12 protein-coding genes are annotated in these 15,231 nt (G+C 73.1%); 6 read left to right on the forward strand and 6 right to left on the reverse strand.

Annotated features, from left to right (window positions below; translation table 11 throughout):
* Window positions 1-18: 18 nt before the first annotated feature.
* The gene (locus tag ACFP3R_RS05835; protein WP_380633569.1) at window positions 19-138 is read left to right on the forward strand and encodes a DUF397 domain-containing protein; all 120 of its coding nucleotides are present in this window, start codon (window positions 19-21) and stop codon (window positions 136-138) included.
* Window positions 139-179: 41 nt separating this feature from the next.
* Here the strand turns inward: ACFP3R_RS05835 and ACFP3R_RS05840 are convergent, their stop codons facing one another.
* The 4 genes from ACFP3R_RS05840 to ACFP3R_RS05855 are packed head-to-tail and all read right to left on the reverse strand — an operon-like array spanning window position 180 to window position 4,906.
* A complete protein-coding gene (locus tag ACFP3R_RS05840; protein WP_380633570.1) occupies window positions 180-1,172 on the reverse strand; it encodes a TIGR03842 family LLM class F420-dependent oxidoreductase in 993 nt (330 codons plus the stop codon).
* Window positions 1,173-1,182: 10 nt separating this feature from the next.
* Window positions 1,183-2,568 (reverse strand): dihydropyrimidinase, encoded by a 1,386-nt coding sequence (gene hydA, locus ACFP3R_RS05845; RefSeq protein WP_380633572.1) that lies wholly within the window; start codon window positions 2,566-2,568, stop codon window positions 1,183-1,185.
* On the reverse strand, window positions 2,565-3,407 hold the full coding sequence (locus ACFP3R_RS05850; RefSeq protein WP_380633573.1) for a nitrilase-related carbon-nitrogen hydrolase: 843 nt from the start codon (window positions 3,405-3,407) through the stop codon (window positions 2,565-2,567). The genes hydA and ACFP3R_RS05850 overlap by 4 nt, the downstream gene beginning before the upstream one ends.
* The gene (locus tag ACFP3R_RS05855) at window positions 3,404-4,906 is read right to left on the reverse strand and encodes an NCS1 family nucleobase:cation symporter-1 (RefSeq protein ID WP_380633574.1); all 1,503 of its coding nucleotides are present in this window, start codon (window positions 4,904-4,906) and stop codon (window positions 3,404-3,406) included. The genes ACFP3R_RS05850 and ACFP3R_RS05855 overlap by 4 nt, the downstream gene beginning before the upstream one ends.
* 312 nt (window positions 4,907-5,218) lie before the next feature.
* On the opposite strand from ACFP3R_RS05855, the gene ACFP3R_RS05860 reads away from it, so the two are divergent.
* The 3 genes from ACFP3R_RS05860 (at window position 5,219) to ACFP3R_RS05870 (ending at window position 8,471) form a co-directional block, all read left to right on the forward strand.
* Window positions 5,219-6,193, forward strand: coding sequence for a LysR family transcriptional regulator (locus ACFP3R_RS05860; RefSeq protein WP_380633575.1), 975 nt, complete (start codon window positions 5,219-5,221; stop codon window positions 6,191-6,193).
* Between the two features lie 106 nt (window positions 6,194-6,299).
* Window positions 6,300-7,730 carry a S1 family peptidase gene (locus ACFP3R_RS05865; RefSeq protein ID WP_380633576.1) on the forward strand — a complete coding sequence of 477 codons (1,431 nt, stop codon included), beginning with the start codon at window positions 6,300-6,302 and terminating at the stop codon, window positions 7,728-7,730.
* A 318-nt stretch (window positions 7,731-8,048) separates the two neighbouring features.
* Window positions 8,049-8,471, forward strand: a complete 423-nt coding sequence (locus ACFP3R_RS05870; protein WP_380633578.1) for a hypothetical protein — start codon at window positions 8,049-8,051, stop codon at window positions 8,469-8,471.
* 41 nt (window positions 8,472-8,512) lie between these two features.
* Here the strand turns inward: ACFP3R_RS05870 and ACFP3R_RS05875 are convergent, their stop codons facing one another.
* Window positions 8,513-10,177 carry a PucR family transcriptional regulator gene (locus ACFP3R_RS05875; protein WP_380633579.1) on the reverse strand — a complete coding sequence of 555 codons (1,665 nt, stop codon included), beginning with the start codon at window positions 10,175-10,177 and terminating at the stop codon, window positions 8,513-8,515.
* A gap of 105 nt (window positions 10,178-10,282) precedes the next feature.
* Here ACFP3R_RS05875 and ACFP3R_RS05880 point away from each other — a divergent pair, with 105 nt between their 5' ends.
* Window positions 10,283-11,557, forward strand: a complete 1,275-nt coding sequence (locus ACFP3R_RS05880; protein WP_380633580.1) for an aspartate aminotransferase family protein — start codon at window positions 10,283-10,285, stop codon at window positions 11,555-11,557.
* Window positions 11,554-13,059, forward strand: a complete 1,506-nt coding sequence (locus ACFP3R_RS05885; RefSeq protein WP_380633581.1) for a CoA-acylating methylmalonate-semialdehyde dehydrogenase — start codon at window positions 11,554-11,556, stop codon at window positions 13,057-13,059. The genes ACFP3R_RS05880 and ACFP3R_RS05885 overlap by 4 nt, the downstream gene beginning before the upstream one ends.
* A 58-nt stretch (window positions 13,060-13,117) precedes the next feature.
* Here ACFP3R_RS05885 and ACFP3R_RS05890 read toward each other — a convergent pair whose 3' ends face one another.
* Window positions 13,118-15,178, reverse strand: a complete 2,061-nt coding sequence (locus ACFP3R_RS05890; protein WP_380633582.1) for an elongation factor G-like protein EF-G2 — start codon at window positions 15,176-15,178, stop codon at window positions 13,118-13,120.
* Between the last annotated feature and the right edge of the window lie 53 nt (window positions 15,179-15,231).

Genomic DNA, 15,231 nt, shown 5'->3' on the forward strand with positions numbered 1-15,231 from the left:
GGGGCTAACACGAACTGCGTGGAGGTGGCGTTCGCGCCGGAGGTGGTCGGTGTGCGGGACTCCAAGAACACCGCTCCGCGCCTGGCGTTCGCCCCGACCTCGTGGCGGGCCTTCCTCGGGAAACTGCCCGAGCGCTGAGCCGGTGCGCGCCGGTTCCCCCGGGGAACCGGCGCACGCCGTCACACCGCGCCGATCACCTCGTTGCCGTAGGCGGCCAGCGTCTTGTCCTTCTGGTCGTGCATCAGGTACAGCGCGAAGTTGTCCACGCCGATCTCCCTCAGCTCCGCCAACCGCTCCACGTGCGCGGACGCGGGGCCGACCAGGCAGAACCGGTCCACGATCGAGTCCGGCACGAAGTCGGTCGACCGGTTGCCCGCCTTGCCGTGGTGGGCGTAGTCGTAGCCCTCGCGGTCGCGGATGTAGTCGGTCAGGGCCCTGGGCACCACACCCGAGTCGCCGTACCGGGCGACCAGGTCGGCCACGTGGTTGCCGACCATGCCGCCGAACCACCGGAGCTGGTCCCGCTGGTGCGGCAGGTCGTCGCCGACGTACGCGGGCGCGGCCACGCACATCGTGATCGACGCCGGGTCGCGGCCCGCCGCCTCCGCCGCCTCGCGCACCGAGCCGATGGTCCACCGGGCGATGTCGGGGTCGGCGGTCTGGAGGATGAACCCGTCTGCCTGCTCGCCGACCAGCTTGAGCGCGCGCGGGCCGTAGGCGGCCATCCACACCTCCAGCCTGCCGTCGCGCACCCACGGGATGCGCACGGGCGTGCCGTGGTGCTCGACCTCGCGGCCCTCGGCCAGCTCCCTGATCACCGTCATGGCGCGGCCCAGGGTGGCCAGGGACGCCGGCTTCTGCCCGATCACGCGCCGCGCCGAGTCGCCGCGCCCGATCCCGCACACCGTGCGGTTGCCGAACATGTCGTTCAGCGTGGCGAACAGCGACGCGGTCACCGACCAGTCCCGGGTGCTCGGGTTGGTCACCATCGGGCCCACGACCAGCGACGACGTCGCCGCCAGCACCTGCGAGTAGATGACGAACGGCTCCTGCCACAGCACGCACGAGTCGAACGTCCAGCCGTAGCGGAAGCCGTTGTCCTCCGCGGCCCTCATCCCGCTCACCACGTCCCGCGCGGGCGGGTCGGTCTGCAACACCACACCGAAGTCCACTTCCGCCCCCTCAGACCAGGTACTGGTTCAGCTCGCGGGCCAGGAACCGCCCGTGACCGGTCGAGCCGCGGAAGCCGGAGGCGTCCACGACCACGCGCCCGCGCGAGAGCACCGTGTCGACCCTGCCGGTGATCTCCATGCCCTCGTAGGCGGAGTAGTCGACGTCCATGTGGTGCGTGGCCGCCGAGATGACCTGCGTCGCCGCCGGGTCGTAGACCACGAGGTCGGCGTCCGCGCCGGGCACGACGACGCCCTTGCGCGGGTGCAGGCCGAACATCCGGGCGGGCGTGGTGGAGCAGATCTCCACCCACCGCGCCAGGCTGATCTCACCCCGCACCACGCCCTGGTGCAGCAGGTCGATCCGGTGCTCCACGCCCGGGATGCCGTTGGGGATCTTGGAGAAGTCGCCGCGCCCCAGCTCCTTCTGGTCCTTGAAGCAGAACGGACAGTGGTCGGTCGACACCACCGACAGGTCGTTGGTGCGCAGGCCGCGCCACAGCTCGGACTGGTGCTCCCTGGGCCGCAGCGGGGGAGAGGCCACGTACTTCGAGCCCTCGAAGTCCGGCCTGGCCAGGTCCTCCAGCGATAGGTACAGGTACTGCGGGCAGGTCTCGGCGAACACGTTCTGCCCGGTGTCGCGCGCCCGCGCCACCGCGTCCAGGGCCTGCGCGGCGGACAGGTGCACGACGTAGAGCGGCGAGCCCGTGACCTTCGCCAGCGCGATGGCGCGGGAGGTGGCCTCGCCCTCCAGCTCGGGCGGGCGGGTCAGGCCGTGCTCGACGGGCTCGGTGCGGCCCTGCGCAAGCGCTTGCGCCACCAGTTCGTCGATCGCGATGCCGTTCTCCGCGTGCATCATGATCGTGGAGCCGGTCTCGCGGGCCTTCTGCATGGCGCGCAGGATCTCGCCGTCGGTGGCGTAGAAGACGCCGGGGTAGGCCATGAACATCTTGAAGGTGTTCACGCCCGCGTCCACGCAGGACTCCATCTCCTTCAACGAGGTGTCGTTGACATCGGAGACGATCATGTGGAACCCGTAGTCGATCGCGCACCGGCCGTCGGCCTTCTGGTGCCACCTGTCCAGTGTGGACAGGAGCGAGGTGCCCTTGGCCTGCACGGCGAAGTCGATGATCGTGGTGGTGCCGCCCCACGCGGCGGCGGTCGTGCCGCTGGCGAAGTCGTCGGCGGAGGACGTGCCGCCGAACGGCATCTCCATGTGGGTGTGCGCGTCGATGCCGCCGGGGATGACGTACTTGCCGGTGGCGTCGATCGTCTCGTCGGCCTGGAGCGGGAACCCGGGCGCCAGCAGGGCCGCGATCCGCTCGCCGTCCACGAGCACGTCGGCCGGCGCCGCGCCGGTCGCGTTGACGACCGTGCCGCCCCTGATCAGGATCGTCACGGCCGCACCAGCCCGCCGTAGGTGTCGGGGCGGCGGTCGCGGTAGAACGCCCACAGGTCGCGGACCTCGGCCAGCAGGTCCATGTCCAGGTCGCGGACCACCACCTCCTCCTCGGTGTCGGAGGCCGCCTCGCCGATGAGCTGCCCGCGCGGGTCGGCGAAGTACGACTGGCCGTAGAAGTCGTTGTCGCCCAGCGGTTCCACGCCGACGCGGTTGATGGTGCCCACGAAGTACTCGTTGGCCACCGCCGCCGAGGTCTGCTCCAGCCGCCACAGGTACTCGGACAGGCCGCGGCTCGTCGCCGACGGGTTGAACACGATCCGCGCGCCGCCCAGCCCCAGCGCGCGCCAGCCCTCCGGGAAGTGCCGCTCGTAGCAGATGTAGACGCCGACCTTGCCCACGGCGGTGTCGAACACCGGGTAGCCGAGGTTGCCGGGCCGGAAGTAGAACTTCTCCCAGAACCCCTTGACCTGCGGGATGTGGTTCTTGCGGTGCTTGCCGAGGTAGGTGCCGTCCGCGTCGATCACCGCGGCGGTGTTGTAGTACACCCCCGGCTGCTCCTCCTCGTACATCGGCACCACGAGCACCACGCCGTGCTGCTCGGCCACCTGGCACATCAGCTCGGTGGTCGGGCCGTCGGGGATGCCCTCGGTGTAGGAGTAGTAGTCGGCGTCCTGCACCTGGCAGAAGTACGGCCCGTAGAACAGCTCCTGGAGGCACACCACCTGCGCGCCCCGCGAGGCCGCGCTGCGGATCGCCTCGACCGCGTTCGCGGTCATCGAGTCCTTGTCGCCGGTCCACCTCTGCTGGACCAGCCCTGCCCGGACGACGTTGCTCACGCGTTCTCCCTCCGCGGCGCCAGCGCCAGGTGGACGAGCAGGCCGCCGAGCAGTCCGACGACCCAGTTGTAGTCGTAGAGCGGTTTCAACAACGGGATCAGCCCGTCGACCGGGAACGGCCCGCCGTACGCGCCGCCCACGGCCAGCACGGAACCGACGACGGTCGCCACCACGGCGCGCCAGTTCCAGCCGGCCGAGAACCAGTAGGCGCCGCGGCCGGACAGGTACAGGTCGGGCAGCTCCAGGTGGGTCCTGGCGAGGATCCAGTAGCCGGCGACGAAGACCCCGGCGACCGACGCCAGCAGGCCGCCGTAGAAGCCGAGCCAGGCGAAGATGTAGATGGTCGGGTCCGCGATCAGCCGCCACGGCTGGATGACGATGCCGACGACGCCGGTGATCAGGCCGCCGACCGCGAACGAGATCTTCTTCGGGAAGGCGTTGGAGAAGTCGTAGGACGGGCTGACCACGTTCGCCGCGAGGTTCGCCGAGATGGTCGCCAGCACCAGCGCGACCAGGGCCACCAGCACGACGGCCGTCGAGTCGAACCGGCTCGCCAGCTCGGCCGGGTCCCAGATCGCCTCGCCGTAGAGGGCCACCGCGCCCGAGGTGGTCAGGATCGCCACGATCGCGATGAACGACATGGTCGTGGGCAGGCCCAGCAGCTGGCCCACGGCCTGCTTGCGCTGGCTGCCGCCGAACCGGGTGAAGTCCGGCATGTTCAGCGAGAGGGTGGACCAGAACGCGATCATGCCCATGAGGGCGGGGAAGAACACCTTCCAGAAGTCCGCGCCCCAGCCGAGCTTCGAGGGCTCGGACAGGATCGGCCCGAAGCCGCCCGCCTTGACCGCCACGTAGCCCAGCAGCACCAGGAAACCGATGCTGACCAGCGGCGCGGTCCAGTTCTCGAAGCGCCGGATGGCCTCCATGCCGCGCCAGATGATCAGCATCTGGACCACCCAGAAGCCCAGGAAGCACAGCCACAGGGTGGAGGTCTGGCCGAGGACGACGGGGGCGTTGACCCACCCGTCGCCGGCCAGGCGGCCGACGATGACGTGCAGCGCCTTGCCGCCCACCCAGGTCTGGATGCCGAACCACGCGCAGGCGATGAACGCCCGCAGCAGGGCGACCAGGTTCGCGCCGCGGATGCCGTAGAACGCGCGGGCGAACACCGGGAAGGGGATGCCGTACTTGGTGCCGGCGTGGCTGTTGAGCAGCATCGGGACCAGCACGATCAGGTTGCCCAGGGTGATGGTCAGGAACGCCTGGAGCCAGTCCATGCCGAGGGCGACCAGGGAGGCGGCGAGGGTGTAGCTGGGGATGTTGTGCGCCATGCCCATCCACAGCGCGAAGAAGTTGTAGGTCGACCAGGTGCGGCGCTCCAGCGGCACCGGGGCCAGCTCGGGGTTGTAGTGCGGGCTGTCCGCGATCGCGGAGTGGTCCCGCAGCTCGACGCGGCCGTCGGCGTCGGTCGTGATCTGGCTCGCTGAGTGGAGGGCCATCGGTCACGCCCCTGTTACGCTGGTGGAACATCCCGCTGGCGGACGGTTCGGCGCGATTCCCATCCCGGCATCCTCCGGTCGGGCCACGCGCGTTGGGCAGTGTCAGAGTGTCCACGCTTGCCATGATCAATGAACAGTCTGCCCATTGTTCCCGGTGGGCGCCCGGTGACGTCGTGCGGTGTGCTCCCGGTAGTGGCAGTGCTACCGAGCGTGATGTGAATGGTCCGCGGCGCCCCGGCGGTCGATCCATCGTTCGGGTGATGGGATGTTCGCTGTCGACCACAGCGTGACCAGTGACTTAACGTCGGGCGGATGAAGCTCGAACTGCGTCACCTGCGCGTGGTCTGCGCGATCGCGGAGGAGGGCAGCCTGTCCAAGGCGGCCTCGGTCCTCGGCCTGGCCCAGCCCGCCCTGACCGCGCAGCTGCACCGGGTCGAGGGCCTGCTCGGCGGCAAGCTGTTCGACCGCGACCACCGGGGCGCCCGGCCGACCGCGCTGGGCGAGCTGGTGCTGGAACGGGCGCGCGTGCTGCTGCCCGCGTTCTCCCGGCTCCAGGAGGACGCGCTGCGCCTGGTGGACGACGACCAGCCCACCGACCGCTACCGGGTGGGCGCGGTGAACGGGCCGATGCTCGGCGGCCTGGTGCACCGGCTCACCGAGTCGCACCCCGGCGCGCACGTGTCCACCCAGGTGTCGTGGTCCGGTGACGAGCTCGCCGCCATGGTGGCCGGTGGCCGGCTGGACTACGTGCTGGCGGGCGTGTGCGGGAACGCCTCGCCGCCGGACGGGCACGGGCTGGCGTGGAGCGTGATCGCGGTCGACCCGGTGTTCGTGCTGGTGCCCGAGGGTCACCCGTTCGCGCTGCTGGAGGAGGTGGAGCTGGCCGCGCTGAAGGACACCCAGTGGGCGGCGGTGCCGGGTGACGGGTGCTTCGGCAACTGCTTCGTGGCCGCGTGCAGCCGGGCCGGGTTCACGCCGCGCCCGATGTACGAGGTGGACATGGCCGGCTGCATCGACCTGGCGGCGGCGGGCGACGCGGTGGTGCTGTGCCAGCCGACGTTCCGCCGCACGCCCGGCGTGGTGACCGTGCCGCTGGCGGGCGTGCCGCTGCGGTGGCGCCACCTCATCGGCTGGGACCCGGAGGGGCCGGCCGCCGCGCTCGGCCCGCAGGTGCTGCGCTACGCCGCCGAGGCGTACCGGGAGACCGCCGAGCGCAACCCGCGCTACGCGGCCTGGCTCGCCCGGCACCCCGAGTACGGCGCGGTGGCCCACCACCTGCCCGCCTGATCGGGGGCCATCACGCGGCCTTATGACCTAATCGGTATTACCCCTGTCGGGCGGGCCGAACTACTTTTCCCGGGGAATCCCTGCACTCCCTTGAGGAGAACCCCCCATGTCCACTTCGTTGAGACCGCTCGCGCTCGCCGCGGCGCTGGTCGTGGCCGGGACCCTGACCCCCGCCGCCCAGGCCGCGCCCGCCGACCAGGACGCCCTGATCCTCTCCGCCGTCCAGCGCGACCTGGGCCTGGACGCGGACCGGGCACGCACCCGGCTCGCCGCCGACCGGCGCTCCGGCGACACCGCCCGCGCCCTGCGCAAGCAGCTGGACAGCCGGTTCGGCGGCGCCTGGATCGACTCGTCCGGCACGCTGACCGTGGGTGTCACCGGGAAGTCCGCCGACGTGGCGCGGGGCGTGCGCACCACGCTCGTGCAGCGCAGCGAACGCGACCTGGACGCGGTCAAGTCCGCGTTGGACGCCCACGTCGCGAAGGCGCCGAAGTCGGTGCCCGGCTGGTACGTCGACCTGCCCACCAACACCGTCGTGGTCAAGTCCCGCCCCTCGGAGCTCGCCGCCGCGCGGGCGTTCGTCGCCTCCTCGGGCGTCGGCGCGGCGGCGGTCCGGTTCACCGGCACCGACGAGGCGCCGCGCCCGCTGGTCGACGTGGTGGGCGGCAACGCCTACACCATCGGCAGCGGCTCGCGCTGCTCGGTCGGGTTCTCCGTCAACGGCGGCTTCGTCACCGCCGGGCACTGCGGCTCGACCGGCGCGTCCACGTCCAACCCGAGCGGCACCTTCCGGGGCTCCAGCTTCCCCGGCAACGACTACGCGTGGGTGCAGGTCGCGGCCGGCAACACGCCGCGCGGCCTGGTGAACAACTACTCCGGCGGCACGGTGTCCGTGGCGGGCTCGCAGGACGCGCCGGTCGGCGCCACCGTGTGCCGGTCGGGCTCGACCACCGGGTGGCACTGCGGCACCATCCAGGCCCGCAACTCGTCGGTGAGCTACCCGCAGGGCACGGTGACCGGCCTGATCCAGACCACGGTGTGCGCGGAGCCCGGCGACTCGGGCGGCTCGCTGCTGGCGGGGACCCAGGCGCAGGGCGTGACCTCGGGCGGGTCGGGCAACTGCCGCACCGGCGGCACCACGTACTTCCAGCCGGTCAACGAGATCCTCCAGGCGTACGGGCTGTCCTTGCTCACCGGCGGTGGCGGCACGCCCAACCCGCCGACCGGCTGCCAGAACTCCGAGACCCGCCACAACGGCTCGCTGGCCGCGGGCGGGCAGGCGATCCAGCCGAACGGGAGCTACTACCAGTCCACGGTGTCCGGCGCGCACGTCGGCTGCCTGGCCGGGCCGAGCGGCGCGGACTTCGACCTGTACCTCCAGAAGTGGAACGGCAGCGCGTGGGCGGACGTGGCCAAGGGCGACAGCCCGGCCGCGAGCGAGACGGTGACCTACAACGGCACCGCCGGCTACTACCGGTACCGGGTGCACGCGTACAGCGGGTCCGGCGCCTACACCCTGGGGGTCACGAACCCCTAGTCCCGGGGGGAGGCCGTCGCGGGGTGCCTCTTCCCACCCCGCGACGGCCCGCTTAACCGCCTGAGGGGGCGGGTTGCCCCGCGGTCGTCCTGGTCGGCGGACTGGGCGACCGCGGGGCGTTTTCCACGCCCGCCGGCGGTCGGCACGCGGAACCGCGACCGACCGGCGGCGGCAGCGGCCGGGTCGCCGTCACCCCGGCCCCATCGGGTGACATCAACACGGAGCGTCAGTCACCTGATCGTGCAGCTGTGGAGACGTTTGCCAACGACCGATGCAGAAGGAGTCAAGTCGAAGGTCCCCGACCAGGTTAGGAAAACCGTGTCCGGAAACCGCACCCGCGGACTCCTGCGTGCCGCCGCCCTGCTCGCCGTCGGCACCTCACCACTGCTCACCTCCGCCGCGAACGCCGCGGAGGCCCCCACCGACCTGCTCGACGGCAAGGTCGGTCACTCCCCCGAGGTGGGGCAGCAGGTCGTCACGCCCGCCGCCGACCTCGTCCCCGGGCAGTCGGTGCAGCTGCCCGCGCCCGTGCCGGCCGTGGTGCCGCCGGCCAAGGCGCCGCACGTGGCCGCGCCCGCGGGCATCGGCCTGCCCGACGCGCCGCGGCCGACCGACCCCACCGGCCTCACCGGCGGCCTGCTCGCCCCCCAGGCCCGCTCGCTGACCCCGGCCGAGTCGGCGCCCGGCATCGAGCTGCCCGCCGTTCCCGAGCTGCCGGTCAAGGCGCCCCGGCTGCCCTAGTCGGCCGTGCCCCGGTCTGTCGTGCCCCGGTCGGCTGTGCCCTAGTCGGCTGTGCCCCAGTCGGCCGGCGCGGGCGGGCGGGGCAGCTGAGGGTCCCGTTCGCCCATCTCCCGCACCAGCAGCGCGACGTACAGCGACAGCACCGAGTCCGGGTCCTCCAGGGACACCCCGAGGACCTGCTCGATCCGGTTCAGCTGCTGGTAGTACGCGGTGCGGGAGAGGTGCGCGGCCGCGGCGGCGGCCGATTTGTTGCCGCCGTGCTCGCAGAAGCACCGCAGCAGTTCCACCAGGCGGCTGCCCTGGTGGCCGTCACGCGCGAGCAGCGGTCCCAGTTCCCGGTCCGCGAAGGCGAGCACCCGCTCATCCTCCCGCAGCAGGTGCAGCAGCCCGCGCAGGCGCACGTCGTCCAGCCGGTGGTACAGCCGGCCCCCGGGCGACCGCAGCGCCGCCCCGGCGACGTGCGCCGCCTCGCCCAGCGAGCGGCGCACGTCCGCCGGTCCCGTCACGGTCGTCCCGACGGCCACCACCACCGGCAGCGCGTGCTGCGTCGCCGCCGCCGTCCGGTGCACCTCCCGCGCCAACCGCCGCAGCACGCCGTCCAGCCCGGCCTGCGGCGGCAGCGAGAGCAGCGCCCGCACGCTGGTGTCGTCCACCACCCCGACCAGCGCGGGCACCGTCACCCGCCGGGCCGCCAGCGCCGTCGCCTCGGCGAGGTCCCGCAGCACCTCCTGGGTGGCCAGCGCCTGCGCGGGCGGGGTCGCGGCGCCCGGCCGGATCGCCACGCCGACCAGCTGCCGCCGCTCCAGGGGCACGCCCAGCGCGGCGGCCCGGGTCGGCAGGTCCCGCGGCGGCTGCCCGAGCAGCTGGGTCAGCAGGGTCCGGTGGGTCTGCCGCTCCAGCGACTCGCGGTCGCGCGCGACCAACCGGTGCACCGCCAGCGCCGACGCCGCCCGCTCGGCCACCACCACGTGCCGGTGCGGCGGCGCCTCGGGCGTGACCAGCACCAACCGGCCCCAGTCCGCACCCCGCGCGCCGACCACCGTGACCAGCCAGCCGGACGCCTCGTGGTAGGCGGTCCGCTCGGCCGGCGCGACCTCCCGCGACCGCTGCGCCCAGTCCGCGAGCAGCGCCGCCGGGTCCTGCCCGGCCGCGTCGTAGGCCAGCACGTCGCGCGCCAGCGTCTCCAGCACCACGGGCAGCCCGGAGGTCCGCGCCACCTCCCGCAGCACCTCGGCGGGCTCGGCCCCGGCCACGGTCAGCGCGGTGAACGCCTCGTGCACCTGCTCGGCCGCCCGCAGCTCGGCCAGCTGCGCGTCCACGATCAGCGCCACCACGGCCTCGGTCACCGACACGAACCGGGTCTCCCGGGCCAGCGCGACCAGCGGCAGGTCGTGCCGCTCGGCGGCGGCGACCAGGGCGCCCGGCAGCTCGTCGCGCCACCGCCGCACCAGCTCGACGACCAGCCCGGCCGCGCCCACCGCCGCCAGGTCGGCCACGTACCCGGCGAGCCCCTCGGCGTCCTCGGGCAGCGCGATGCCGGTGGTCAGCACCAGCTCGCCGCCGCGCAGCAGGTGCGCGATGTCCGCGACCTCGGCCGCGTGGACCCAGCGCACCCGCCGCCCCAGCCCGGTCGCGCCGGCGACCACCGCGGGCCCGCCCCGGCGGACCACCGGCAGGGCGAGCGCTTCGGCCACCGTCGGGTACATGGACACAACGTAATGGGAGGAGCCCGAAAGCGGAGCAGGTTGTCCATGGCGGCCCCCGCGGGCCCGCAGCACACTCCAGGGCAGGGACTACGACCGGAGGACGCGATGGGACACGAGGAGCTGCTCGCCCGGCACCGCGCCGTGATGCCCGACTGGATGGCCCTCTACTACGACCGGCCGATCGAGATCGCGAGCGCGTCCGGCCGGCACGTCACCGATGGCGAGGGCCGCACCTACCTGGACTTCTTCGCCGGCATCCTGACCAACGCCGTCGGCTACGACGTCGCCGAGATCTCCGACGCGATCCGCGCCCAGCTGAGCACCGGCGTGGTGCACAGCTCCACGCTCTACCTCATCCGCTCGCAGGTCGAGCTGGCCGAGCGGATCGCCGGGCTGTCCGGCATCCCGGACGCCAAGGTCTTCTTCACCAACTCCGGCACCGAGGCCAACGAGACCGCGCTCATGCTGGCCACCCGGTACCGCCGCAGCGACCAGGTCCTGGCGCTGCGCAACTCCTACCACGGCCGCGCGTTCGCCACCGTCGCGATCACCGGCAACCGCTCCTGGTCGGCCTCCTCCCTCAGCCCGGTCAAGGTGGCCTGGGTGCACGGCGGCTACCGGTACCGCAGCCCGTTCCGCGACCTCCCCGACGCCGACTACGTCTCGGCGTGCGTGGCCGACCTGCGCGAGGTGATCGCGACCGCGACCGCGGGCGAGGTGGCCTGCCTGGTCGTGGAGCCCATCCAGGGCGTCGGCGGGTTCTCCTCGCCACCGGACGGCCTGTTCGCCGCGTTCAAGGAGGTGCTGGACGAGCACGGCGTCCTGTTGATCTCGGACGAGGTGCAGACCGGCTGGGGCCGCACCGGCGAGCACTTCTGGGGCATCCAGGCCCACGGCGTCACCCCGGACGCGATGACCTTCGCCAAGGGCCTGGGCAACGGCCTGGCCATCGGCGGCGTGGTCGCGCGCGGCGACCTGATGGACTGCCTGACCGCGAACTCGCTGTCCACCTTCGGCGGCAACCCGCTGTCCACCACCGGCGCCCTGGCCACCCTGGACTACCTGCTCGACCACGACCTCCAGGCCAACGCGGCGAAGCTCGGCGACCGGCTGATCGGCGGGCTGCGGCGCATCGCCGAGGACCGGCCGGCGGTGGGCGACGTGCGCGGCAAGGGGCTCATGGTCGGCATCGAGCTGGTCGGCCCGAAGGGCGAGCCGGACGCGCTGAAGGCCGTCGCGGTGCTGGAGGGCGCGCGGGAACGCGGCCTGCTGGTCGGCAAGGGCGGCCTGTACGGCAACGTCATCCGGCTCGCGCCGCCGATGACGGTGACCGAGGACGAGGTCGAAGAGGCGCTGGGCACCCTGGAGGCCGTGCTGTGAACACCGCTCCCCGCAGGATTCCCCACTGGATCGGCGGCAAGCCGTGGGACGGCGCGAGCGCGCGGTCCGGCGACGTGCACGACCCGGCGACCGGTCGGGTGACGGGGCGCGTCGACCTCGCCGACGAGTCCACCGTGGACGAGGCGGTGGCGGTGGCGCGCGAGGCGTTCGCGCAGTGGCGCGACTCGTCCCTGGCGCGGCGCACGACCGTGCTGTTCGGCTTCCGCGAGCTGCTCGACGCGCGCAAGGACGAGCTGGCCGCGATCGTCACCGCCGAGCACGGCAAGGTGCTCTCCGACGCGGGCGGCGAGGTGCAGCGCGCGCTGGAGGCGGCGGAGTTCGCGTGCGGCATCCCCCACCTGCTCAAGGGAGGGTTCAGCGAGAACGCCTCCACCGGCGTCGACGTGTACTCGCTGCGGCAGCCGCTGGGCGTGGTCGGGGTGATCTCGCCGTTCAACTTCCCGGCCATGGTGCCGCTGTGGTTCGTGCCCAACGCGATCGCGTGCGGCAACGCGGTGGTGCTCAAGCCGTCGGAGAAGGACCCGTCGGCGGCGAACTTCATCGCCGCGCTGTTCGCCGAGGCGGGCCTGCCGGACGGCGTGCTGAACGTGGTGCACGGCGACAAGCCGGCCGTGGACCGGCTGCTGGCGCACCCGGACGTGAAGGCGGTCTCCTTCGTCGGGTCCACGCCCGTGGCGCGGTACGTCTACGAGACCGGCACCCGGCACGGCAAGCGCGTGCAGGCGCTGGGCGGGGCCAAGAACCACATGGTGGTGCTGCCCGACGCGGACCTGGACCTGGCGGCGGACGCGGCGGTCTCGGCCGGGTTCGGCTCGGCGGGGGAGCGGTGCATGGCGATCTCGGTCGTGGTCGCGGTCGACCCGGTCGGGGACGAGCTGACCTCGAAGATCGTCTCGCGCGTCGAGCGGCTGCGCGTCGGCGACGGTCGCCGGCCGGGCTGCGAGATGGGGCCGCTGGTGACGGCGGCGCACCGCGACCGCGTGCGGTCCTACCTGGACGCCGGGGTGGCGGAGGGCGCCTCGCTGGTGGTGGACGGCCGGCTGCACGCCGTCGACGGCGCGGCGGAGGGGTTCTGGCTCGGGCCGACGCTGTTCGACCACGTCGGCACGGACATGTCGCTCTACCGGGACGAGATCTTCGGGCCGGTGCTGTCGGTGCTGCGCGCGGCGTCCTACGACGAGGCGCTGGACGTGGTCAACGCCAACCCGTACGGCAACGGCACCGCGGTCTTCACCAACGACGGCGGCGCGGCGCGGCGGTTCCAGCACGAGGTCGAGGTGGGCATGGTGGGCGTGAACGTGCCCATCCCGGTGCCGGTGTCCTACTACTCGTTCGGCGGGTGGAAGGACTCGCTGTTCGGCGACTCGCACGCCTACGGCCCCGACGGGGTGCACTTCTTCACCCGCACCAAGGTGGTGACCGGCCGGTGGCTCGACCCGTCACACGGTGGGGTGAACCTGGGCTTCCCGCGCAACGCGTGAGCCCGCGGCTGTCCGGCGCGCGGGCGGGCCACGGGGTGGTCCGCCCGCGCGGCCGCGCTCACCCGACCTGGGCGGCCAGGTTCCGGGGGAGCGGGTCGTACCGGCTGAACCGGCGGGTGTAGGTGCCGGTGCCCGAGGTCAGCGAGCGCAGCTCGACGGCGTAGCGCAGCAGCCCGGTGGCCGGCACCTCGGCGCGCACGACCGCGGCGCCGCCCGCGGCGGCCTCCGTGCCCAGCACCCGGCCCCGCCGGCCGGACAGGTCGCCCAGCACGGTGCCCAGGTGCTCGTCGGGCAGCCGCACGGTCACCTCGTCCACCGGTTCGAGCAGGCAGGTCGTCCCGTTGGCGGCGGCGTCCTTGAGGGCCAGGGAGCCCGCGGTCTGGAACGCGGCGTCGGAGGAGTCGACCGAGTGCGCCTTGCCGTCGACCAGGACCACGCGCACGTCGACCACCGGGTACCCGCCCTGGAGACCGCGCTCCAGCTGGGCCCGCACGCCCTTCTCCACGCTCGGGATGAACTGGTGGGGCACCGCGCCGCCCACGACCCGGTCCACGAACTCGAAGCCCGCGCCGCGCGGCAGCGGTTCCACCTCGATGTCGCACACCGCGTACTGGCCGTGCCCGCCGGACTGCTTCACGTGCCGCCCGTGGCCCCTGGCCGGCGCGGCGAACGTCTCGCGCAGCGCCACCTTCACCTGCTCGGTGTCGACCTCCGCGCCGCCCGCGCGCAGCCGCGCCAGCACCACGTCGGCGTGCGCCTCGCCCATGCACCACAGCACCAGCTGGTGGGTCTCGGCGTTGCGCTCCAGCCGCAGCGTCGGGTCGCCCGCCACGAGCTTGCCCAGGTTGCGCGCCAGGTTGTCCTCGTCGCTGCGGCTGCGCGGCACGATCGCGACCGGCAGCAGCGGCTCCGGCATCTCCCACGGGGCCACCAGCAGCGGCTCCTCCGGCGCGGACACCGTGTCGCCGGTCTCCGCCGAGCCCAGCTTGGTCAGCGCGCACAGGTCGCCCGCCACGCAGTAGGGCACCTCGCGCAGGGTCGCGCCCAGCGGCGAGTAGACGTGCGCCACCCGCTCGTCGGCGTCGTGGTCGTCGTGACCGCGGTCGGCCATGCCGTGGCCGGAGACGTGCACCGGGCGCTCGGGGCGCAGCGTGCCGGAGAACACGCGCACCAGCGACACCCGGCCGACGTACGAGTCCACGGCGGTGCGCACCACCTCGGCCACCAGCGGGCCGTCCGGGTCGGCCTCGATGCGGGGGTGCGGGATGCCGTCCACGCCGGTGACGGCGGGCAGCGCGTGCTCCAGGGGTGAGGGGAAGGCGCGGGCGATGCCGTCGAGCAGCTCGGGCAGGCCCAGGCCCGTCGTCGAGCACACCGGCACCACCGGGTGGAACGAGCCGCGCGCGACGGCGGTCTCCAGGTCGGCGACCAGGGTGGCCTGGTCGACCTCCTCGCCGGAGAGGTAGCGCTCCATCAGGGTCTCGTCCTCGCTCTCGGCGATGACGCCCTCGATGAGCGCGTTGCGCTGCTCCTCGTAGGAGGGGTCGTCGGTGATGAGCAGGTTGACCAGGCCGCCGCCGTCGTCCGGCAGGTATAGCGGGACCACGCCCGTGCCGAACGCGTCCCGGCAGGCGGTGATCTCGGCCCGCACGTCCGCCCGCTGGTGGTCGCACCGGGAGATCACCACGGCGCGCGGCATCCCGACGGCCGCGCACTCCTCCCACAGCGCGACCGTGGCGGCGTCCACACCCTCCGCCGCGCTCACCACGAACAGCGCCGCGTCGGCCGCGCGCAGGCCGGCGCGCAGCTCGCCCACGAAGTCGGCGTAGCCGGGGGTGTCGATGAGGTTGATCTTGATGTTGCCGTGCCGGACCGGGGCCACGGCGAGGCCGACGGACCGCTGCTGGCGGACCGCGGCCGGGTCGTGGTCGCAGACCGTGTTGCCCTCGGTGACCGAACCCGCCCGGGTCAGGACGCCGGTGCTGGCGAGCAGGGCCTCGGTGAGCGTCGTCTTGCCGGAGCCCGACGGGCCGACCAGCACGACGTTGCGGACCTTGGCCGGGTCGTCCACAGCGACCGCGCCTGCCGAGTGGCCGTTGTCGGAGTGTTTGGAACCCATGGGACCACCCTCCACAAGTGTTTGGTGTTCGATCTCACACCTCCGGGGCGTGT

The organism is Saccharothrix lopnurensis (assembly GCF_042658445.1).
In the GTDB taxonomy this organism is placed as follows: domain Bacteria; phylum Actinomycetota; class Actinomycetes; order Mycobacteriales; family Pseudonocardiaceae; genus Actinosynnema; species Actinosynnema lopnurensis.

What these genes read in the sequence shown, in the direction of transcription:
- ACFP3R_RS05855 (WP_380633574.1), bottom strand. Translation starts at nt 4,906, where the DNA reads ATGGCCCTCCACTCAGCGAGCCAGATCACGACCGACGCCGACGGCCGC.
- ACFP3R_RS05860 (WP_380633575.1), top strand. Translation starts at nt 5,219, where the DNA reads ATGAAGCTCGAACTGCGTCACCTGCGCGTGGTCTGCGCGATCGCGGAG.
- ACFP3R_RS05865 (WP_380633576.1), top strand. Translation starts at nt 6,300, where the DNA reads ATGTCCACTTCGTTGAGACCGCTCGCGCTCGCCGCGGCGCTGGTCGTG.
- ACFP3R_RS05875 (WP_380633579.1), bottom strand. Translation starts at nt 10,177, where the DNA reads ATGTACCCGACGGTGGCCGAAGCGCTCGCCCTGCCGGTGGTCCGCCGG.
- ACFP3R_RS05880 (WP_380633580.1), top strand. Translation starts at nt 10,283, where the DNA reads ATGGGACACGAGGAGCTGCTCGCCCGGCACCGCGCCGTGATGCCCGAC.
- ACFP3R_RS05890 (WP_380633582.1), bottom strand. Translation starts at nt 15,178, where the DNA reads ATGGGTTCCAAACACTCCGACAACGGCCACTCGGCAGGCGCGGTCGCT.